The organism is Turneriella parva DSM 21527 (assembly GCF_000266885.1).
Classification (GTDB): domain Bacteria; phylum Spirochaetota; class Leptospiria; order Turneriellales; family Turneriellaceae; genus Turneriella; species Turneriella parva.
Genome location: NC_018020.1, coordinates 4,088,897 through 4,109,657, shown reverse-complemented (window position 1 = coordinate 4,109,657; position 20,761 = coordinate 4,088,897). Strand labels below are relative to the sequence as shown.

The following is a 20,761-nucleotide window of genomic DNA, read 5'->3' as shown; positions in this document are numbered from 1 at the left end:
TCGAACCATGACTTTCATCAAAAATAGTAAGATACCAGCAGGCTGCCGCGCGTTGTGTGCTCGAACGGCTTCAGCTGGCTACCGGTCGAGGTGGCAAAGCCCAGAAACTGCGCCTTGACCTTGACGCGCTCGAAAAAGCGCTCTTCATATTCGATGCGCCCGAGCATGTCGCCCTTTTTGTAATCGGTAAAGGTACCGACGAGCAGCGAGCGATCGCCGGTATTGTTGAACGTGTATCTGAGGCCTGCGAACACATGGTTCTGAAACGGCCTGAAAATATCGAGTTCCATGGGATTGCGCCCCGTGTCGCTGTCGCCGAGCGCCTCGACGATAAGGCCGAGATCTTGACTGTCGACGAAGAGGCTGTTGAAAGTATATTCAAAGCCGACCGTGTACTGCGCGTAGGGCCGCACGGTGTCGACCGTGTTCTGCGCCTTCGTTGGCTGAACGTATTGAATGTATGCGACATCGCCTTTGATCAAGAGTGCGTCGAGTGTGCCCTGCCAGGTGAGACCGCCCTGGTGAATCGGGTTATAGGCCTGCGCATACTGGGTCGGTACCGCCACACCCGGTGCAACGGGCAGCGCAGTTGCCTGCACCGGGTAAAGCTGCGGAAAACGCTTATAGCCGTTGAAATAATAGAGCGACGTATCGACCTTGCCGAAGAGTTGCTTCTGGTAGCGCACGGCGCCCTGCGGCCGCCAGCGGTTGTAAGGCGTCTCGTAGCGGTTCGCGTCGGGGTCGTAGATCACATTCGGGGTAATCGTCTGCGCGCCGACCGTAGTTTGCGGCAGCGCTCCCGAGAAATCGAAGCGGTTGCCGGCGATCGGTAATTTTGCCGGCGTGAAGTATGGCAGATAATAGACTTCGAAAGTATGCGGATTTTCATCACCAATGATGAAGCGCGTGCGCAGCGCGGGTTCACCCACTTTGGGTGCGTCAAAAAAATCGAGCGATGGGTCTGTCTGGTTTAAAATATCGGAGTGCGCAACCGATTCGACGGTCTTCCATGAAAATACCTGATAACCGGCGCGCAATTCGAACCGGCTCGTGACGAAATCTGCATAGATATCTTGCGGCAAAAAGCGGCGGCGGTTCTGGTCTTTGATGTCGACGACGCCGCGCGGGTTCGCCCTGAACTCCCAGTATTTGCCCGCCTTGAGGTTGAGGTCGAGCTGGCCGTCGAATGTGCCGACGTGTTCGGGCATTTCTGGTTTCGGCGCCGCTTTCGGAAAATACCAGTAGTTCATACCGATATTGCCTTTGTAGTTGAGGCGCGTGTTTTCAGAGAACTCGATGGCTTGGGTATAAGCGGGGGTTATCAGCATGCCCAAGAACGAGAAGAAGGCTATTTTCTTGACATTTTGTTCGTATCTGTGTATTTTCGTCATATGAGTTGGATGATGATTACCGGTATTACTCTGCTCATCGCCTCTGGCTTGTATTTTTTTGGGGTCGGTCTTGCTGGCATGGTCAGCGACGAAGTTCGAAAAGACCTGAAAAAGTGAACAAGCGATTCTTATTTGTTCTGGGCGTTTTCTTTCTCAGTACGGCAGCTGCTCTGCTACAAACATACCCGGAATATAAGCAAGTCATTGAGTCTTTTGCTTTTGTAGCCGGCTTGGTTAGCAGCATTTTGAGCATAGCCTATTATATTCGTCCGAAATAACTACTGCAAACGCTGCAGGTTGCGTTCGGTGAAAAGATCGTTCGAAAGCCCCGAGCGCATTTTGCGGCTCGTGAACTCAAGCACGCTTTTCTTTTTTGTCTGCAGGTTTTCGACGCTGATCTTCTGGCTGCGCCAGGTGGTGCCATACTGTTTGTGGCCGTCGAATGTCATGATTTTCAAAAGAGAATTCTTGCGGTCGAAGAAGTCTTGTCTCAGCACAAGGTTGTTGTCTTTCGAAATCCACATTTTGATTTTGGTGTAACCGCTGTTCGCATATGTGGGTGTCTTCTCAAGCACGTAGCACGGCTTACCTTTGTAGGTTTCGTCGGCAAGTTTTACATATTTGAAACGGTCGAGCGTGTTGCCGCCGACGTCTTCGTACGTGAATTCGCTGCCCATGAATGAGCCCGTTTTACCCGATGAGGATATTCTTTTGACACGGCGCAGTTCGGGCAGGTACAGCCATTGGCTGTCGTCGCCCTTTGGATCTTGGTGCGTCAACAGTGAGGTGCCGCGCACATCGGCCGGCTCGAGAAACTGAAACAACTGGTAATCACGGCTGCCCGCGCGTTCGAGCGTAAAGTTCTTGGTTTTGCGCGTCACAACCGAGCCGTTCGCGGCGATGAGGCTCATCGTCGATTCGACGGTTTCGTCGCCAAAGTTGCGCTGCGTCTTTTCAGCCTTCGCTGCTATGTCATAGGCTTCGTCGCCGTAGACGGCGAAAACTGCCAGGCCGAATAGGAGTATGTTTTTAACCATTTGGTTAATTTATCGCGCCGCTTAATACCCGGCAACAAAAATTTGAATGCATATGACTCTGTGGTCAGGTGTCAGGTAAATAATTCCTATTTTCGTGAATCTGCGTGCCGCTTTTAGGGTTTTGCATTTACGCCGGGTTGTAGTGCTTCGGTAGATCAGAAGGGGGATCTATACCGTCATGCCCGAACTTCCCGAAGTTGAAACTGTTCGCCGCTCACTTTCAGGCCTCGTCGGCCAGAGGCTGCGCAAGGTCGAACTACCGGACGGTCGGCTGCGCTACCGCGCCACAGCAGCCCAGTTCAAGGGTGCTGTGGCACAACAATTGACTGGCATTCGCCGTTTGGGCAAATACCTATTACTCGACTTTGGTGATTTTCCCGTGCTGTTTCACCTCGGCATGACGGGGCGACTGCTCTTGACCAGCCCGGGCGCGTCGGCCTACACCAAAGTTGTGTTTCGGTTTTCGCAGGCGACACTCTGCTTTGTCGATGTGCGCCGTTTCGCGTTCGTACTCGCAGGCAACAAGGCATTGGCTGCGCTCCCGGCAGGTGTCGATGCACTCGGTGTCCAAAATCGCGAGGCGCTGATTCAAAAGATGACTCAAAGCAGTGCGCCGATTAAATCGATCTTGCTCAACCAGAAGATCATTGCCGGCATCGGCAATATCTATGCCGCCGAAATGCTCTTTGCCGCAGGTATAGATCCGCACCGCCGCGGCAAGCGCCTCACCGCTGCAGAAGCAGCACGGCTGATTACCGCCTGCGAGAAAGTGCTGCGCCGCGCGATCGATAAAAAGGGGAGCAGCATTTCTGACTTTGTCTACTCATTGCCCGGTGAGCGTGAATACAGCACCGGCGCATACCAAAAAGAGTTTCTGGTCTATAACCGTGCCGGTGAGCCTTGCAAAAACTGTGGCGCGCAAATTCAAAAAACAGTGCTCGGCGGGCGCAGCACCTTCTTCTGCAACGTCTGCCAGAAATAAGAATCGGCTGTCAGTAATTCGAGAATATTTTCGCTGCGTCGAAATCTTTTTGCGCGCAAATTTCACGGCACGACTGCATCATCTCTTTTGAACCTATTAAGATCATTGCCGCAACAGAAGACAGGTCGAGCGATTGCAGAATATCCTGCACGTGCTGCGAGGTTGCGGTTTTTGAGAAGGCCCTTAGCTGCCGCAGACCCGCCGCCTCGCCGAGGCAGTCGATCTCAGGCAAAGCCTGCACGTTTTGCGCGCCATAGAGCAGAAAGTCACCCGCATGGCCGCGCTTTTGCCGCTCCACGACCGCCGAGCGAACCGCCGAGATTCCCGTCCCGTGTGTGATAAAAAGAAAAGCGCCGGGCAAGTCGAAATTACAGCCAAAACCTTTGCCCTGCGGTGCCGACAGTTTTACCGGTTGCCTGGGGTCTGTTTCATGGCGCGAAACAAAAAGCAGTTCGGCCTCTGATGTGTTTGAGGCAATCGCGAGAAAACGCGGCTTCTCTTCGTTGCCGTTCGCGAGCGTGACGTACTGGCCTGCAACATAGTCGAAACCCTGGGGTCGGCGGACCCTCAAATGGGTGTACCCTGCGGAATCGGTCTTGCTCGAGATGATGTCAGTTTGCAGCTGCATAGTCGTTGGCCCTAAAGCAGGTGGATGTGCTTTTTGTAGATTTTCTCGAGAAACTGCGTCTCATGCCCGCGAACGTACTGCGTGAATTCGAAGAAAACCTCGCGCGAAACCGGTTTCGTCGCAGCGTAACCTTCTTCGAAAACACGGTAGAGCTTGAGGGCCCCCACGGTGCGTGCCGCGAGTGAAACCGGCTTCATGACCACGCCCGCGAGCGGGTGCTTGCTGAGTTCAAAAAATGACTCGAGGTTTGTGACGACGAGCTTAAGTTGTTTTACCCGCGCATTCATGTCGTTTGCCTTTCGGTAGAGCGCCGGCAGCTTCTTTAGGTCAACGTGCTCAATGCCGTCGTGCTTAACTATAAACTTTTTTTCTTTGCGAATGACAGCCGCCATTTGCATGTCCAGTTCGTCTGTCAGCTCATTGAGCAGCAGCAGGTTTTCAATGCGCTCGCGGCTTTTCTCAGAAATCATGCCCTTGAATCGGTTATAGGTTTTCACCGCCAGTTCATCGCGCTCGGCTTTGCCTTCGAGTGTGTAGATCTTCTCGAAGAAATAGTCGGCGAGCTGCCGGGTTTTTTCGTCTTGAAAGTACTCGCCGTATGTCAGGTGCGAGCGCCTGACATGCGTGTTGACAATAATCTGGTGGTAGTGGTCGACCACGCGCGCCACAACCGGAGGCAGAAGAGACGGGTCAACCGATTAGCCTCATCAGGCCCGTTCGGCATTCTTACATTCCAAAACGAAGTGCGATAGGGCTGCGAAAGTAGACCTCGGCCGGGGTTCGGTAATTCAGCCGCTTGCGTGGTCGGTTATTTAGTAATTTAAGCGCTGCGTCAACCTGTTCCTGGTCGATGCGCCGAAAATCTGTGCCTTTGGGAAAAGACTCGCGCAGCAGGCCGTTCGTGTTTTCGTTCGTACCTCTCTGCCATGGCGAGCCGGGGTCACAAAAGTAGATGCCGCAGTTCAGCACTTGCTGCAGGTCGCGGTAGCCACTCATCTCGGTGCCCCGATCGTAAATGATACCCCGCAGCCGTTCGTTATCGATGTCGGCGAATAGGTCGCGCGCTGCAGCGTTAAACTGTGTCACCAATTTGCGCTCCAGTTTCGCCGCGAGCAAGTAACGCGAATGCCTTTCGACGAAAGTTGCAATCTGCCCGGTGCCCATTTTACCCTCGACCAAATCGCCCTCCCAGTAGCCGGGTTTGCGTCGCGTCAAAGCTTCGGCTGGCAGGTCGTGAATGCGAAAAAACCCTTTGTTTTCAGCCTCAATCCTCACTTTGCGCTTGTATGGTTTGCCTTTGCGGCGCAGGCACAGGCGATAAAAATTCGATGTGCCGGATTTCTTGCGCACATGATTGTAAATCGTCTGCATGCAGACACCGTCGAAACGTTCTAGGCGCATGCGGCCTGCGATCTGTTCTGGTGACAGCGTCGACTTGAGCGATGCTCCGATCTCTGACCAAAGCTCTGGTGTAACCTTCGCGGCGTTGGTATTAGTCTGGCGCTTTCGCGCCTCGTCTCTGGCGCACCGCGCGCTGTAATGTCGTGGCATTGAATTACGCCGAATCTCTCGAAAAATAGTGCTCGGGTGTCGCTTAAGATTTCTGGCGATTTGGCTGGCCTTGAGGCCCTCAGCAAGGCTTTCTTCTATACGCAGTCTTTCATCATTTGATAGTTGAACGTAGGGTCGCATCCGGGGGCTCCGTGGTCGTTTTTCGCAAATCAACCTCGAAACCCGGGAGCGGCCTTACATTACTTTATCCCTTTCGCACTTCGTTTTGGAATCTGCCATTCGGCTGTGAAATCGCTTGGCGCTCTCTCGCAGCATTCGATAACGATTTTACGGCCGGCGCCCCTTATGTCTCGCTCTGCAAAAACGCTGTTCTTGTCGCTGGTTTTCACCGCTGGCGCATCGGTTTCGCTTTTTGCTGCGTCGGGCGAGGCGCGTGAAAAAGAAAAGCTGCGCTTCACCCTGGTGCAGATCAACAAGCGTGCGTATCTGTCATTCGCGAACCTGCGTCGTGTGCATGCAGACCTGATCGTCACCTTCGACAAAAACGAAGGTCAGGGCGAGTTGCGCATGAAAAAGCGTGTTATACTCTTTCGCCTCGACGAGGCGCAATACCAGTCGCAGAGCGAGTTGCGCGAGCTCGACGATGTCGGTGCGATCGAAGACGATGGCATATTTTTCTCACGCGAATTTGTCGAAGAAATTCTCACTGAGCTCAGCGTACCAGTTTCATACCGGTTCAACCGCAACAACCTTCTCGTCGTGCGCGACAAGCCGCGCGACGCGACTGAAAAACTCGATTTCATATTTATCGATGCCGGCCATGGCGGCAAAGATTCGGGCGCATTGGGCTACTTCGATGTCAATGAAAAGGATATCACCCTGACGCTCGCGCATACTCTAAAAGCGCAACTCAAAGCCGATTTTCCCGGCGTGAACATTTATATGACCCGCAGCGGCGACCGCTTCATACGCCTCGAAAAGCGCAGCGACCTGGCGAACCGGCGGAGCGACAAAGGGCGATTCGGCATCTTCGTGAGTATTCACTGCAATTCAACGCTTTCACCTCGGGTTAAAGGGTTTGAGGTGTATTACCTGGCCCAAAACCCTGACAACACAAAGTCGCGCCAGCTGATGCTGCGTGAAAACCTCAAGTATGAAAGCAGTGCGTACATACGCAAACTCACGAGCCAGCTGATGAACGCGCAGATTCAGCGCGAGAGCAAGACGCTGGCGCGGCAGGTGTTTTCGGGCATGGCGAATCGCCTTGACGGTATGATTAAACCGCGAAAAGTGAAGAAGGCAGATTTCGCGGTTCTGAGGGGCTCTCTCATGCCGGCGATTCTCATTGAGACAGGCTACCTGACGAACAAAGACGATTTGAAGAGACTGAACAGTGTTGAATATCGTAAGGCGTTTGCAGAAGGTGTCAGCCGGGGTATCGGGGTCTTTTTAAGTGAATTGGCAAAAGCTGAAAGATAGCGTCATTTCTGTTCCAGCGCGCATCGAAGCAAAGATCAACCAGACCATCAGATATTTGAGAAATCCTCTTATATTGTTTCGCTTTCTGGCGATTTTGCTCGTGCTTGACTTCGTAGCCTTCATGTCGCTGACGCGCAGCAGCTATGCGATGATGCTGAACCCCGTTGCTTTTTTATTCACCGACCCGATCGAGTCGCGCAGTTCCATTGAGCTCTATTTTCCCCGGTCTTTATCGCTGACGGGCATCGAGAAGATTTATCCCGAAGACGAAGCCCCCGAGAAGACAACGGATGCGAAGCCAAAGCTCGATTCTGCGGGCGAAAGGCCGCTCAGCGATGCCGCGGTTGCCGAAGAGACAGTGCTGACGCGCAAGCAGGTGCAAAAACCAATGTCAGCAGTGGGGGGCCTTGAACTGTCGGCCGCCGAGGCTATGGCGCGGCGCGTAATGCTTGAGTTGATCGCGGGCCCCGCGGGCGAAGTCGAAACGCTCAAGGCGCGCAACCTGCTCAAAGAATCGATGTTTCTGCGCTCGCTCTGGACATACCAGGGCACTGTCTATATTTCAACCGATAAAATGATTTGGGATAAAATGACACCCAATGAACGAAAGATTACTGAATTCTGCATTGTCGAGTCGCTGCGTAAAAATCTCGGCAGCGAAAAATTTGCGTTGCTGAAAGAGTGACATGATTCAAATATCTCCTCAAGAAATCGAAAGCGCCGCGAATGTGCTGCGCGCGCGTATCAACTTTCCGCTGCAGGTCGGCATCGTGCTGGGTTCGGGCCTTTCAGACATGGCTGAACGCGCAGAAAAAAGCGTCGCGGTGCCCTACGCCGCGATTCCGGGTTTTCCGCAGTCGACGGTTGAGGGCCACGTCGGGCGTTTTGTCGGCGGCTTTATTGAAGAAGCGTCGGTCTTGATGATGCAGGGGCGCGTGCATTATTACGAAGGCTATGCGATGCAACAGGTCTCGTTTGGTATTCGACTGATGGCGGCGTTAGGTGTGCGCACGCTGATTCTTACCAATGCGGCGGGAGCCGTCAACATGGGTTACAAACCGGGTGACTTCATGCTGATACAAGACCACATCAATTTTATGTCAGCGAACCCGCTCATCGGCAAGCACCATGCAGAGTGGGGCGAGCGTTTTGTCGACCAGAGTGAAACCTACACAGGCGAACTTTTGAACCGGGCCCGCGGCGTCGGCAAGGCGCTCGGTATTCCCCTGCGCGAAGGTGTTTATGCGGGCCTTACAGGGCCAACGTATGAAACGCCGGCTGAGATACGTATGCTGCGCACGCTCGGTGCCGATGCGTGTGGCATGAGCACAGTGCCCGAAGCGATTGTCGCGCGGCAGTGCGGCATGCGCGTTCTCGGCATCAGCGTGATCACGAACATGGGTGCAGGTATCGCCGCTCCGCTGCACCACAGCGAAGTTGTCGAGATCGCCGAAAAACGTAAAATCGATTTTCAGAATTTTCTTTTCGGCATCATTCGTTCTATCAACGCAGAGTAGCAGGCCCACCGGGCCATTGAAGGAGTTATCACGATGAGTCTCGCTCATACCACCCGCCAAACTGTCAGAAAAGAACGGTTGCTCAGCGCATACCCACGGCAAGAGCAGGCCGCTGCGGATTTCTCCGGTGCACAAAACCCGCTGCTCAGAAAAGCCCGCTCTCCCGAAAAACCGTTTCCGGTACTTTCTGAAGTTGAGCTGATGCGCCACTTTCACCGCCTCGCGAAAAGCAACTACTCATGGGATGACGGCCTCTACCCGCTCGGCTCATGCACCATGAAATATAACCCGCTCATCAACGAGCGCGTCGCCGGCGACGATTCTCTGAAACACATTCACCCGTCGCTGCCGATTGAATACAGTCAGGCAGTGCTGCGCATTATTTTCGAAACCGAAGAGATGCTGCGTAATCTGCTCGATCTGCCGGGGGTGACGATTCAGCCGGCCGCGGGAGCGCACGGCGAACTCATCGGCACGCTGATGATCCGCAAATATTTTCTGAGCAAAGGCGAAAAACGCACGACGATCATTATACCTGAAAGTGCGCACGGCACCAACCCCGCGTCAGCCGCAATGGCGGGCTTTCAGACGGTTAAAGTCGGCGCGCGAGAGAACGGGCTCACGAACCTCGAAGAGCTTGAGAAATTGCTGAGCACCGACGTCGCCGCGCTGATGATCACGAATCCCAACACGATGGGCATCTTTGAAACGGACATTCTGAAGATCAAGGCGATGCTCGACAAAGTCGGGGCGCTGCTCTATATCGACGGTGCGAACCTGAATGCGCTCGTCGGCAAAATATCTTTCACGGCGATGGGCGCAGACCTGACGCAGCTGAACTTGCACAAGACATTCAGCACTCCTCATGGTGGCGGCGGGCCGGGGCAGGGCGCACTCGGCTGTTCAGCGCGCATGATGCCTTTTCTGCCGCTCGAGCAGGTGCGCATGAAAACTGCCGGCAACCCTGCGGCGGGTTATGAGTTTTTTGACCCCGCAGATTCTATCGGCCTCGTCAAGGCATGGTATGGGCAGTTTGGCAATATTCTGCGCGCCTGGACATACATGAAATCATGGGGTGCGAGCACGCATGAAATCGCCGAGACGGCGGTTATGAACGCGAACTATATGCGCGCGCGGCTTGAAGATATTCTGACTCTCGCTTCGCCCAGCCCTTCGATGCACGAGGTGGTCTTCAGTCAAGATGGCCTGCAAAAAGTAGGATTAACCACCGCAAATCTGGCAAAGGCGCTGCTTGACTATGGCTTTTATGCACCCACGATTTATTTTCCCCTCAATGTGAATGGTGCGATCATGGTTGAACCCACCGAAACCGAATCAAAAGAAGAGATGGATACGTTCATCGACGCGGTGCATGAGATTTACCAGAACCCCACGAAGCATGACCACGGTGCGCAGCAGACTTTTGTTACCGGCATCGACGAAACCGGTGCAGCACGCAATCCGCAGCTAACCTGGCATTGGTGAGCGCGGGTGCGCTTACAGGCGCACGCGCAGGTTTATTCGTGTTTTGATTTACGCCGCCCTTAGCGTTTGACGCATGAACTTCAATGCATCCTGCGAAATCGCGCCCGCCCCACAGCAAAGAGCACCGCGTTGTGCTGAACTATTTTCATCTTGAGAACTCCCACACGCGTAAGGTATACGAAGAGCAGGGTGGTTATGCGCAGCTGAAGCGGCTGCTTGTCACTGAAAAAGAGCAGTGGAACCCGAACGCAATTATCGAAGAGGTCAAGAAGTCGAACCTGCGCGGCCGCGGTGGCGCGGGGTTTGCAACGGGAATGAAATGGTCGTTTGTACCGAAAGACGGCCCTGAACCCAAGTACGTCGTTTGTAACGCCGACGAGTCTGAGCCCGGCACGTTCAAAGACCGGTTCATGATCGAAGAGATACCGCATTCTATCATCGAGGGCATGATCATCGCGGCACTCGCGCTCAACAGCGAACAGGGTTATATCTATGTACGCGGCGAATTCTATCGCGGCTGGGAAAGGTTAGAAGCCGCGCTTACCGAAGCGTATGCCGCGGGTTATCTCGGCGACAACATACTCGGTACTGGTCGCAAGTTTCACCTCGCGACGTATCGCGGTGCAGGTGCATATATCTGTGGCGAAGAGACTGCGCTGCTCGAAAGCCTTGAAGGCAAACGCGGCCACCCGCGCCTCAAACCGCCTTTTCCCGCGTTCAAGGGGCTTTATGCCTCACCTACCGTCGTGAACAACGTTGAGACATTTGCGACGGTGCCTGCAGTTTTTCGTCTCGGCGCTGAGACCTATTCGAAACTCTGCAAAGGCAATGAAAAATCGGGCGGCACAAAAATCTTTTCTATTTCAGGCCATGTGCAGAACCCCGGCATTTACGAAGTGCCTCTGGGGCTGCCACTCGCCGAAGTTATGGAAATCGCCGGCGGCTTAAGACCGGGGCGAAGCCTGAAAGCAGTTATTCCGGGCGGCAGTTCGACGCCTATCTTGACCGCCGAAGAGGCCGCTAAGGCAATACTCGATTATGAAGGCATGGCAGCAATGGGCACATTTCTGGGCTCGGGCGGCCTCATGTTTCTCGACGACACAACCGACATGGTTGAGCTCACGCACCGCGTGGCACATTTCTACAGCCATGAAAGCTGCGGCCAGTGCACGCCCTGCCGCGAAGGTTCACGCTGGGTCGGCGACGTCGTGCACCGCCTGCGCGACAAACATGCCGAAGAGGGCGACATCGACACACTGCTGAGTTTTGCAGGCAACATGGGTAATGGCACGACGATCTGCCCGTTTTCTGATGCCGTCGTTATGGGCGTTACGCCGATACTGAAGAAATTCAGACAAGACTTTGTTACCAGGTTAAGGTCATAGCCGCCAAAAGGGAGATACCATGCTGAACCGACTACGAAACGCCTACGCGCAGCTATTCACCACGATCAGGGCGAAGCTCATCGCGATTATTTCGCTGATCATCTTGCTAAGTATTCTGCTCTTTACCGGCATTTCTCTGAACCTATTTCAGACGAATATGTCTGAGCTGATTAAGCTCAACAACGGCAATAACGCGAAGATGCTTTCTGACAAAATCGAAGCGGAGCTGCGCAGCCAGGGTGACCAGCTGAGACTTCTCAGCACCCTGTCGCGCGAGGGCTCAGCCGTCATGAATGCGTATTTCAAAGATTCGAGTGACTTCTTGCTCGTCGCCGATTTTGAATCGCTGACCGGTGGGGCGGGTAAGTCATATTACCGTGAAGACAAACTTGCGCGGCTGAACGTGACGCCCGAACAGATGAAATCGCTGCTCAGGTTCACCGATGCCGACGCGAAGGCTGTGCGCCAGGGGCAAGCGATCATCAGATCGCTTCCGTTTTCACGGCAGAGCGTGTGGCTCTACGCGGTACCATTCAACGAGAAGGGCAGCGACCGCGCGATCGCTGCGATCATGAACGGCGATTCGCTGACCGCTCTTTTCGGCGCATTGAAGTCTAAAGGTACCTCGTCATCGCTTTACGCCGCCATGATGGTCGACTCTGGCAAGAAACTTGTCGCACACTCTGATAACCGCAAATACAAGGCGGCGCAAGAGATGGCGAACCACCCGGCAGTCGATGTTGCCTTCAAAAAATTTGCCCAGAACGTCGCGACCGGCGTGCAGCGCTATTCAATAGACGAAATCACGGAGTATGGCAGCTACCGTAAGCTGGCATTCGGCGGTGCGGCGGTCATCACGACCGTGAACGAAGATATTGCGTTCGAGGCTGTGCGTTGGGCGCGTATCACGATTATTCTGATTGCGCTGCTGATTCTCATGATCGCGATTTTGTCGATTTACTTCTTTTCGCGCACGATCTCAGACCCCTTGAAGGCGCTCGTCGGCGCGACGCAGCGTATTCGCGGCGGCAACTACGACGTACATATGGAGAAAACTTCGCGCGACGAAGTGGGCGAGCTGACGCAGGCATTCAATGAAATGTCAGACGGTCTGCGCGAGCGCGAAAACCTCAAGGGTGCATTCGGCAAGTTCGTCAACGAAGAGGTCGCGAAGATGGTCATGAAAGGTGACCTCGCGCTCGGCGGCGAGAGCAAGATTGCCACGGTTTTCTTTTCTGATATTCGCTCTTTCACGTCAATTTCTGAGAAGATGACACCGCTCGAAGTGGTGGGTTTCTTGAATGAGTACATGACGCTCATGGTTGAAATCGTTCACCGCCACGGCGGGGTTGTCGATAAATTCATCGGCGATGCGATCATGGCTATCTGGGGTGCGCCCGTGACGAAACCCAACGACGCCGAAAATGCGGTTCTCGCCGCGCTCGAAATGCGCCAGGCATTGCATAAGTTTAACCAGGGCCGTGGCAGCCGCGCAAAGCCCGTCATTCGTATCGGCATGGGCCTCAACACCGGTGAGGTGCTTGCCGGGCAGATCGGCAGCCTCGACCGCCTTGAATATACGGTGATCGGTGATACGGTTAACCTCGCCTCGCGTATGGAAGGGCTCAATAAAGCCTTCGGCACTGATATTCTGATCACGCAGAACACGTACGATCTTCTCAAGAAGAAATTTACCTGCATTCAGCTGCACAAAATTAAGGTGAAGGGCAAGGCCGAAGCCCAACGCGTTTATGCGGTGATGGGTAAGGCCGGCGACACCAAAGCGCCCAAGACCCTGGCAGAGCTGCACAAATTCACGGGCCTTTATCCGCAGAAGAATGTTGCGAAATAGTCAAAGAAGGATATAACATGAAACTAAGCCGGCGCGACAAAGTCGTTACTGCAATTCTGCTGATTTTGATTGCGCTGCTGAGCTACCTCATGCACTGCCATTGGCGCAACCGTTTTGGTTCGCGCGGCGAAGCAAAACCGGTCGGTGAAGTGGAATACAAATACCACCAGGTACAGAGAAAGTATTCAGACCGCATGATCTGGGAAGACGTCGAATCGCGTTCGCCGATCTATGCGTATGACTGGGTGATGACGAAAGACAAATCTGACGCGCGCATCACGCTCAACAACGGCATGAAAGTCGACATGGACCCTGAAAGTATGGTCGAAATCGACGAAACGCGCGACGGCGTTGGGCTCACGCTCCGTGATGGTACCATTCGTGCAGATTCACGCACTGCAAAGGGTGCATCGATCACTGCCGCAGACGGCACGAAAATCGATCTCGACAAGGCAAACGCGCAAATTACGAGCGATGGTAACGGCTTGTCGGTTGACGTCAAAGAGGGCAGCGCGACCGTCAAAAACCGTGATCAGAAAACCACAGTGGCCGCCGGCGAAATCGGCAATGTTTCACAGAAAGGTGTCACGAAAGAAAAGACCTCAATTGTGCTCAAAGCTCCGGCGGTGGGTGCCGTGCTCGACGACCCCGCCAAACCGGTGGAGTTCAGTTTTAACGCGCCGGCCGATGCCGAGTCGTGCGCCATTCTCTTGAATGCGCCTGGTAAGCCGCGGCGCACGATCACCGTCAATGGTGGCTCGCACAGCGAAAAGCTGAGCGACGGCAGTTATCAGTGGCGGGTCAGTTGCCGCACTAAAGGTGGTGTCATCACTTCTTCGGGGGGCGCGTTTCGCATGCGGCCGCAGCAAAGTTTCGCTCTGATCTCGCCGGCACCCGGTCAGGTCGTCACTGCCAACAATGCCGAATCTCTCCGCCTAGCGTGGCGCTCATCGGGGCCCGTGCATGTCGATGTCTCACAAGACAGTGGATTTGCCTCGCTGGTGCAATCGAATGATTCCAGCGGGCAGTCGCTGAACGTCAAGAATCTGAAACCGGGTAAATATTACTGGCGGGTTTACCCTGCCGGCAACAAGTCTGCGGCGCTGCAATCATCGTTCACGGTTTCTGATAAAGGTGAACTTCTGGCAGAAAGCGATGCGGCAGACGCCAAAATGAACGCAGAGAAGGCCGCGAAGAAAAAGGCGGCAGACGAAGCAGCCGCGAAAAAACAGCAGAGCGAAAAATCCTCAGCGGCTGCAAAAATAACCGCGCGGGGAGCCAGCACCCTGAACCTTGAACCCGATGCGAAAAGTGGCCGTTTCAGCGCCAGCTGGTCGCCCGTGAATAAAAATTACCGTTATCGGTTGCGCGTTGCGAGCGATGAAAGACTGACCGAAGACCTAAAGACCCAAACCGTGCAAGGAAAAGGCAGCGCGTCCGTTGCCCTGCCTGAAGGTGAATTCTTCTACCGTGTCGATGTCTTACCCGCGAACGGAACCAGGCCACTGGCCTCATCGACTCTGAAATCGGTAACGGTGAAGCGTAAACGCCTGCCTCCGCCGCCGAAGGTCAAGTCGGTCCAGGCCGAATAAGAATAGTCTCTGTTTTTGATTGACTCTCTCTGCATCGATGCGAGCGGTGCTTATGAGAGCAATGATTCTGCTGCTGCTGGCAGCGCTTACCGCCATGGGTTGCGGCAAAGGTTACGAAGAGCTACTGAAAACCGGTATGGATCTGCGTCGGGCGCAGAAATGGGGTGAAGCCAAACACGCGCTCTTCGCCGCGGCTGAAAAGAAAGCCACGGCCGAAGTCTACAAAGAACTCGGTAACGTATTTCTTCTCGGCGAGCAGAACATTGCCGAAGCCGAAGGTTATTACAAGAAGTCGCTCGCTGTCGAGCCGACGTACATAAACGCGCAATTCAATATGGGGGTAATTAGCCTCAAGAAATACGAGTTTACTCTCGACGACAAGGGCAAAGGCGACGAGGCCCTGCTCGACGAAGCCAATAGCTGGTTTAAGAAAGTGTATGAGCAAAACCCCAACTTTTCGATCGGCATCGAAGAGATGGCGAAATACCATTACTACCGTCACGATTACAAGCAGGCGCTTGAAACTGCGCAAAAGGCGATCGCCGTCGACAACCGCAATGCGAACGCCTATTCGGTGACCGGCCAGATCTATTTCAGCGGGCTCAAAGACTATAAGCAGGCATTCGAAAATTTTGAGTTTGCGCGGTCTCTCAATAACAAAGACGCAGACGTTGTCTTCTTTCTCTGGGCGACGAGCGAAAAGCTCAAGAAAACTCAAGATTCAGCCCAGTTCAAAACCCGGTACGAGCAGATGCTCAAACAAGAGGGATTAACCACCGAACAGGCGCGTGAGCGCGTCAAAAGGCTCGAAAACCAGCTGAAGGGCTGACAAGTTCAGCCCGGTAAGCAGCCGATAATAACCTCGTGGGGTTGCTCGAAAAATCACTCAAAAAGACCGGCAAAACGCGCAATACCCCGGCGAAGCCTGAAAAGATACCTGAAGAAAAGCGTTCGGTTGGCTGGCTGAGCGGTTCATTCGGCGAGCGCACGAGCGCGCTTGCCGACAAAATTGACCTCGAAGCTCAGTACGCCCGGCTTGAGGCGATGTCGTCTAGCCATGCTGCCCCGCCGCCCAAAATTTCGCTGCGCGACCGCGCGCTGAAGCTGCTCTCGGGTGCAGGCCTTGGCAAAGCCCCCGTTTCACCAGTTTTGTCCGCACCGGCGCCAAAGCGAAGCCTGCGCGAACGCGCGCAGCAGTTCATTCGCAAAATCAGCGGCGGCGGGTCGGGCGAATCAGGCGCGGCAGGTGGCAGCCACGAGCAGGGGGGGGTATCCCAATCCAATACGCCTGGCGACGATACGCAGGGTCTCAGCGACCACGAACAAGAATTACACAACCGCACATTGTTTCCGTGGTGGGCGCTGGCCGAAGGCGAACACGCTGAAGGCCTGCATTCGGCTTTTGGTCATGAGCATGCAGAGCCGCTGCAGCAGGTCGCCGAAACCGTGGCAGAGCCACAACCGCAGGCAGTCGTTGAAGAGACTGCCGACGCTGCGCGCTCGCCGCTCGAAGACTTTGCCGACACGATTGGGCGCATCACCGACAACCTGAAGAATCTGCACGTGCAGCTCGATGCGGGAAATTTTATCCGCAATATTCAGGTTGAGCCGACGCCTGCTGCCCAAGCATTCACGCCGCCGCTCATTAGCCACCACGTGCCCGTCGACGGCCCGGCGGCAGCGCCGCAGTCAACGGCAGGCGGCGTCGCTGTAGAGTCGCCGCCGGTACCGCAAGCCGCGGCGCCGCAACCCAAAGAGGCTGCGCGCGATGTGTTCTGGCCGCGTGAACTGCCGCTCGATTTACCCGCGCGCGATGTGCGCATCAATGCCGACGGCAGCGTTTCGGTCGTGCCAGGCCCCTTTCAGCTGCCCTACCTTGCCGAAGATATAGCTCCGCCTGCCGGCGAGCTTTCGCACTTTACCCGCAACCTCAAGAACGCTGAACTTTTTATCGGCGAAGGTGAACTGCAGCTGACGCGCATCATCTACGAGCGCCTGCTGCAGAAAATTACCGATGCCGAGGCGAAGCGCAAGATCAGGGCGAACCTCGACGCGCTCGACAATTACCGCAAGTCACATGACTGGGGCAGCTTCATGCCGATTGCACCGTGGATGCGAAACCCATGGCAAGACATGAAGCCTCCGCAGCTGAGCGTGTCTGAGATGCCCGTTGAGGCAAAGAATATCACCATCAATCTCGACAAGGGTTTCTTTGAGATCGCTAAGGCAATTTTTGAACAACAAAAAGAACTGATACAGAGCGTTGTCAAAGAAAAGAAAGACGACGCTGCCGCTGCGGGTGCAATCGAAGATGATGAGGGCGGTGCCGGCGCAGGCGACGGCGACGAAGGCGGGGACGCTGAAGCTGAAGAGCGGCGCGCCGATGAAGATCGCCGCAAGGGTGCACCTGACCCGCGGGGCGAAGGCGCTCCCGACCGGCGCAGCGGTAAAGACCGGCGCGCGGATGCGCTCGAAGAAAATGCTCCGCCGCCGCCCTTGGCCGAAGACGGCGAGGCAGCAGCGGCTCCAGAACCAGAGGGTGCACCTGAAGCCGAAGCTGCGGGGGCACCCGACGCAGCAGGCGCAGAAGATGAACCTTTACCCGATGGCGTGATGGAACCGCCGAAAATACCCGAGATGTCGCCCGACGGGCAGGCGATGGCTCCCGATGCAGGCGAGGGTGATGAGGGCGGCGGCGAAGATAAAGAAGAAGAGAACAAAGTTCAGGAAATTCGTGGCGTACTCGAACTCAAAACTCCCGACCAGGAAGACACACCCTTCTTAACGCTGACCTATGATTTCACCAAAATACCGCACGCTTATCGCCTAGCGAAAGATAATGGCATCTTTGAATACGCATATTACAAGTACAAGCCGATGCTCGTCAAGGCGCACCAGTTTATTCGCCGCAAGCAGATCACGCGCGCGCTGAACTATTACAGGGTCATTCGCGAGCAGCAGATACCGACTGAATTCAGGCACATGGTAGACCGCAATATCAAAGATATCACTGAATACCTGCAAAAATATCTGGTGACGCGGCAGAATTAGTTATGGCTGTTCTGATGCCTGTGGCCGCGGCGGTGTTCTTTGCAGTGTGGCATTCATTCTGCGATGCCCTTGCGTGGCGTATCTACGAAGCGTTCTATTCGCCGCGCCGCAAGCAGGTGGCTGACAAGTACAGGTTCGTGCTGGGGGGCAGCTCGCGCTGCGAGGCCTGCTCAGCGCCGGTGAGTATCAGGGGCCTCGTACCGGTCGTCGGCTTCTTTCTGGTCAAAGGGCGGTGCGAACGCTGCACGCGGCCGATTTCGTGGCGGTTTCCGGTCTTTGAAGCGCTGGCGGCAGTTTACGGGCTTACGCTCGGCCTCAAAGAGCTGGCACCTGCCGAGTTTGTGCTCGCGACCATCGTCTACGCGCTGATTTGGGTCGTCATCGCCACCGATTACCGGGTGTTGCTGATACCGACCGAGGCAATTCTGGGGTTACTCATCACCGGGCTCGTCGGCCTGCTGCTCATTCGATATCCGCAGTGGTATCGCTTTGAGAGTATCGACCTCGGCCTCGATCTTTCAGTCGCGTTTGTCTGGTATGCACTGTTTCATCTGCTCCGAATTGCTTCGGGCTACAAAATGGGGCTTGCCGATGTGCGGCTGGTGCTGGCGCTCGGGTTTTTACTCGGCCACCCGCTGGCGCTCTACCTTCCAGGTTTTGCTGCGATGCTCGCTATCGGCTTCTATTTGCTCAGGCGCTATTCGGTGCTGATCTATGCACCCTCTGAGACGCAGATTCCATTCGGCGTCTTTCTGGGCGCTGGTTACTTGTTACTCAGCCTTCTGCGCGACTACCGATAGAGCCGAAGCCATAGCGAACTGCTTTTTGGCGCGCATCTCTTTGAAGTTTTCAAAGAATGAGGCAAAGCTGATGTAGAAGAAACCGCAGGCATACATGACCATGAAAGGCACGAACATGGTGCGGTTGAAGTTGAAAGCAGTGTAGATAATCACGAGCGCGTATACACCCATAAAGAATTCGAGAAACGGTGTTTTGTCGAGTTTCACGTGCGCCGCATATTTCATGCGCTCGGCCACCTTATCTTTCTGGCCTTCGATGCGCAGTTTCGGGGTGCGAATAAATGCGGATTTCTTACCAGTCAAAGCCTGCCACACAGCGCGTGTGTTTGAGACCGCGATACCGGTACCGATCATGGTGAGAATCGGCATCCACGCGAGGCGGTTGGCCCAGCGATTGTAGAGAACTTTTTGTGAAACGAGGTACATTGCAATCGGGCCAAAGGTACCGAGTGAAAAGAAAACGGCAGAGATACCGATCACGGCATCAGATAAGTTACCAAGGCGTTCGCTGAAATAGAGCACCGGCAGCGTCGCGAGAATGTTGATCACCATCAGCGGGTGCACCATATAGTTCGTGAGGTGTGTCAGCGCTTCGAGCTTTACCGGCCAGCTGAGGTCGGTGCGAAAGATTGTCGGTGCGAGTTTGACAGTTGTCTGAATTGACCCCTTGCACCAGCGAAACTGCTGCGACTTATAAGCCGTGACGGTGGCGGGCAGCTCTGCGGGGTTCACGACGTCGACGATGTATTTGAAGCGCCAGCCCTTGAGTTCGGCGCGGTACGAGAGGTCGAAGTCTTCGGTCAGGGTGTCGGCCGACCAGTTGCCTGCGTCGTAGATGCAGGTCTTGCGCCAGATGCCGGCTGTTCCGTTGAAGTTCATCCATAAGCCTGAGCCGCCGCGCGCGATCTGTTCAATGGTGAAGTGGCCGTCGATGCCGAGGCTCTGGCCTTTGGTCAGAATGCTGTAGTCGGCATTGATGTGGCCCCAACGGGTCTGCACCATGCCGATGTCATCAGCTTCGTAGAAGTAGGGTACCGTCTTTTCGAGAAAGTCTTCAGCAGGCATAAAATCCGCATCGAAGATTGCCACAAATTCGCCCTTCGCCACCTCTTGCGCTTCTTTGAGCGCACCGGCCTTGTGGCCCTGGCGGTTCACGCGGTGAATGAGTTTAATGTCGTAACCTTTCTTTCTGTAAGCCGCAACTTTCTTGCGCACCAGGTCGGTCGTTTCATCGGTTGAATCGTCGAGTACCTGAACTTCCAGTTTGTTCTTGGGGTAACGCACCTTCATCGTGGTATCGATAAGGCGCTCGGCCACGTAATATTCGTTGAACATCGGTAGCTGAATCGTGACCCGGGGCCAGACTTTCATTTTGGCTTTCAGCTCTTCGAGACGACCGGCATCGGTCTCGCAGTTCTTGCGGTACTTGAAGAAGAGGCGCACCATGACAAAGCAGTGTATGCCGTAATAGAAGAGCACGATGATATCAAGAATATAGATGATGAGGCTGATGACAAACAGAGCGTCCATGGATAGTGCATTGCGCAAAATCGAGACACACCGTCAATTCATCGATAAGAGAAGTTGCCGTCGCAATGGGATTTTATTACTATGTAATATGCGTGTAAAATTGGCACTCTTTTTCAGCCTAGCTGCCGCCGCGCTGGTGATTCTCGTTTTCACGTCGAGCTCGAATGCCGCGCAGGTGCACCTGAAACTGCACGAATTTGAGGCCGAGATGGGCAAACCCGGCGGCGACAAGATTCTGCGCCGCAACTTGACTCTGTATGGCAAAGTCAAAGAGGGCAGCATCGAGCGTGAGGGCGTTAAGGCCCGCTTTGTGCTGGTCGATTCGGGCCGCGAGCTCAAAGTCGAGCACTCGGGCAAAACCCTTCTTCCCGACACGTTTCAAGATGGTGCGGATGCAGGTGTTGAGGGGGTCTATGATGCACAGCACAAGACTTTTACCTCGCACAAGGTTATGGCCAAGTGCGCTTCACGCTATGAAGCCGCTGGCGGCGAAAAGGCCAAGACCTACTGATTGGCCCCA

Annotated in this window: 18 protein-coding genes; 12 read left to right on the top strand and 6 right to left on the bottom strand. The window is 54.7% G+C overall.

What is annotated here, in order from left to right:
• Positions 1-17: 17 nt before the first annotated feature.
• Both TURPA_RS19770 and TURPA_RS19765 read right to left on the bottom strand, forming a co-directional pair.
• Positions 18-1,328, bottom strand: coding sequence for a hypothetical protein (locus TURPA_RS19770; RefSeq protein ID WP_157210603.1), 1,311 nt, complete (start codon positions 1,326-1,328; stop codon positions 18-20).
• 341 nt (positions 1,329-1,669) lie between these two features.
• The gene (locus TURPA_RS19765; protein ID WP_014805040.1) at positions 1,670-2,428 is read right to left on the bottom strand and encodes an outer membrane lipoprotein-sorting protein; all 759 of its coding nucleotides are present in this window, start codon (positions 2,426-2,428) and stop codon (positions 1,670-1,672) included.
• 178 nt (positions 2,429-2,606) lie between these two features.
• On the opposite strand from TURPA_RS19765, the gene mutM reads away from it, so the two are divergent.
• A complete protein-coding gene (gene mutM / locus TURPA_RS19760) occupies positions 2,607-3,410 on the top strand; it encodes a bifunctional DNA-formamidopyrimidine glycosylase/DNA-(apurinic or apyrimidinic site) lyase (RefSeq protein ID WP_014805039.1) in 804 nt (267 codons plus the stop codon).
• 10 nt (positions 3,411-3,420) lie between these two features.
• Here mutM and TURPA_RS19755 read toward each other — a convergent pair whose 3' ends face one another.
• The 3 genes from TURPA_RS19755 to TURPA_RS19745 all read right to left on the bottom strand — a co-directional run bounded on the left by TURPA_RS19755 (position 3,421) and on the right by TURPA_RS19745 (position 5,730).
• Positions 3,421-4,038 (bottom strand): ferredoxin reductase domain-containing protein, encoded by a 618-nt coding sequence (locus tag TURPA_RS19755; protein ID WP_014805038.1) that lies wholly within the window; start codon positions 4,036-4,038, stop codon positions 3,421-3,423.
• 11 nt (positions 4,039-4,049) lie between these two features.
• Positions 4,050-4,697, bottom strand: a complete 648-nt coding sequence (locus tag TURPA_RS19750; RefSeq protein WP_157210602.1) for an FFLEELY motif protein — start codon at positions 4,695-4,697, stop codon at positions 4,050-4,052.
• A gap of 67 nt (positions 4,698-4,764) precedes the next feature.
• Positions 4,765-5,730, bottom strand: coding sequence for an IS30 family transposase (locus TURPA_RS19745; RefSeq protein ID WP_014801511.1), 966 nt, complete (start codon positions 5,728-5,730; stop codon positions 4,765-4,767).
• 165 nt (positions 5,731-5,895) lie between these two features.
• Here TURPA_RS19745 and TURPA_RS19740 point away from each other — a divergent pair, with 165 nt between their 5' ends.
• The 10 genes from TURPA_RS19740 to TURPA_RS19695 all read left to right on the top strand — a co-directional run bounded on the left by TURPA_RS19740 (position 5,896) and on the right by TURPA_RS19695 (position 18,711).
• Positions 5,896-7,029 carry an N-acetylmuramoyl-L-alanine amidase family protein gene (locus TURPA_RS19740; RefSeq protein ID WP_014805036.1) on the top strand — a complete coding sequence of 378 codons (1,134 nt, stop codon included), beginning with the start codon at positions 5,896-5,898 and terminating at the stop codon, positions 7,027-7,029.
• The gene (locus TURPA_RS19735) at positions 7,004-7,714 is read left to right on the top strand and encodes a hypothetical protein (protein ID WP_014805035.1); all 711 of its coding nucleotides are present in this window, start codon (positions 7,004-7,006) and stop codon (positions 7,712-7,714) included. The genes TURPA_RS19740 and TURPA_RS19735 overlap by 26 nt, the downstream gene beginning before the upstream one ends.
• Before the next feature lies 1 nt (position 7,715).
• Positions 7,716-8,546 (top strand): purine-nucleoside phosphorylase, encoded by an 831-nt coding sequence (locus TURPA_RS19730; protein ID WP_014805034.1) that lies wholly within the window; start codon positions 7,716-7,718, stop codon positions 8,544-8,546.
• Between the two features lie 33 nt (positions 8,547-8,579).
• The gene (gene gcvPB / locus TURPA_RS19725) at positions 8,580-10,031 is read left to right on the top strand and encodes an aminomethyl-transferring glycine dehydrogenase subunit GcvPB (RefSeq protein ID WP_014805033.1); all 1,452 of its coding nucleotides are present in this window, start codon (positions 8,580-8,582) and stop codon (positions 10,029-10,031) included.
• A gap of 83 nt (positions 10,032-10,114) precedes the next feature.
• Entirely contained in the window at positions 10,115-11,416 is a 1,302-nt protein-coding gene (nuoF, locus tag TURPA_RS19720; RefSeq protein ID WP_014805032.1) for an NADH-quinone oxidoreductase subunit NuoF, read from the top strand.
• A 19-nt stretch (positions 11,417-11,435) separates the two neighbouring features.
• A complete protein-coding gene (locus tag TURPA_RS19715; protein WP_014805031.1) occupies positions 11,436-13,268 on the top strand; it encodes an adenylate/guanylate cyclase domain-containing protein in 1,833 nt (610 codons plus the stop codon).
• A gap of 17 nt (positions 13,269-13,285) precedes the next feature.
• Entirely contained in the window at positions 13,286-14,860 is a 1,575-nt protein-coding gene (locus TURPA_RS19710; protein ID WP_014805030.1) for a FecR domain-containing protein, read from the top strand.
• Between the two features lie 52 nt (positions 14,861-14,912).
• On the top strand, positions 14,913-15,689 hold the full coding sequence (locus tag TURPA_RS19705) for a tetratricopeptide repeat protein (RefSeq protein WP_014805029.1): 777 nt from the start codon (positions 14,913-14,915) through the stop codon (positions 15,687-15,689).
• A 35-nt stretch (positions 15,690-15,724) separates the two neighbouring features.
• Positions 15,725-17,911 (top strand): hypothetical protein, encoded by a 2,187-nt coding sequence (locus TURPA_RS19700; RefSeq protein WP_014805028.1) that lies wholly within the window; start codon positions 15,725-15,727, stop codon positions 17,909-17,911.
• 2 nt (positions 17,912-17,913) lie between these two features.
• Complete coding sequence (locus tag TURPA_RS19695) at positions 17,914-18,711, top strand: prepilin peptidase (protein ID WP_014805027.1); 798 nt, start codon at positions 17,914-17,916, stop codon at positions 18,709-18,711.
• Here the strand turns inward: TURPA_RS19695 and TURPA_RS19690 are convergent.
• Positions 18,682-20,241, bottom strand: coding sequence for a cellulose synthase family protein (locus TURPA_RS19690; RefSeq protein ID WP_014805026.1), 1,560 nt, complete (start codon positions 20,239-20,241; stop codon positions 18,682-18,684). The two genes, TURPA_RS19695 and TURPA_RS19690, sit on opposite strands and share 30 nt — an antisense overlap.
• Before the next feature lie 88 nt (positions 20,242-20,329).
• Here TURPA_RS19690 and TURPA_RS22360 point away from each other — a divergent pair, with 88 nt between their 5' ends.
• Positions 20,330-20,752: a cytochrome c maturation protein CcmE domain-containing protein gene (locus TURPA_RS22360; protein WP_014805025.1), complete on the top strand. Its 423-nt coding sequence runs from the start codon at positions 20,330-20,332 to the stop codon at positions 20,750-20,752.
• The last annotated feature ends 9 nt before the right edge of the window (positions 20,753-20,761 follow it).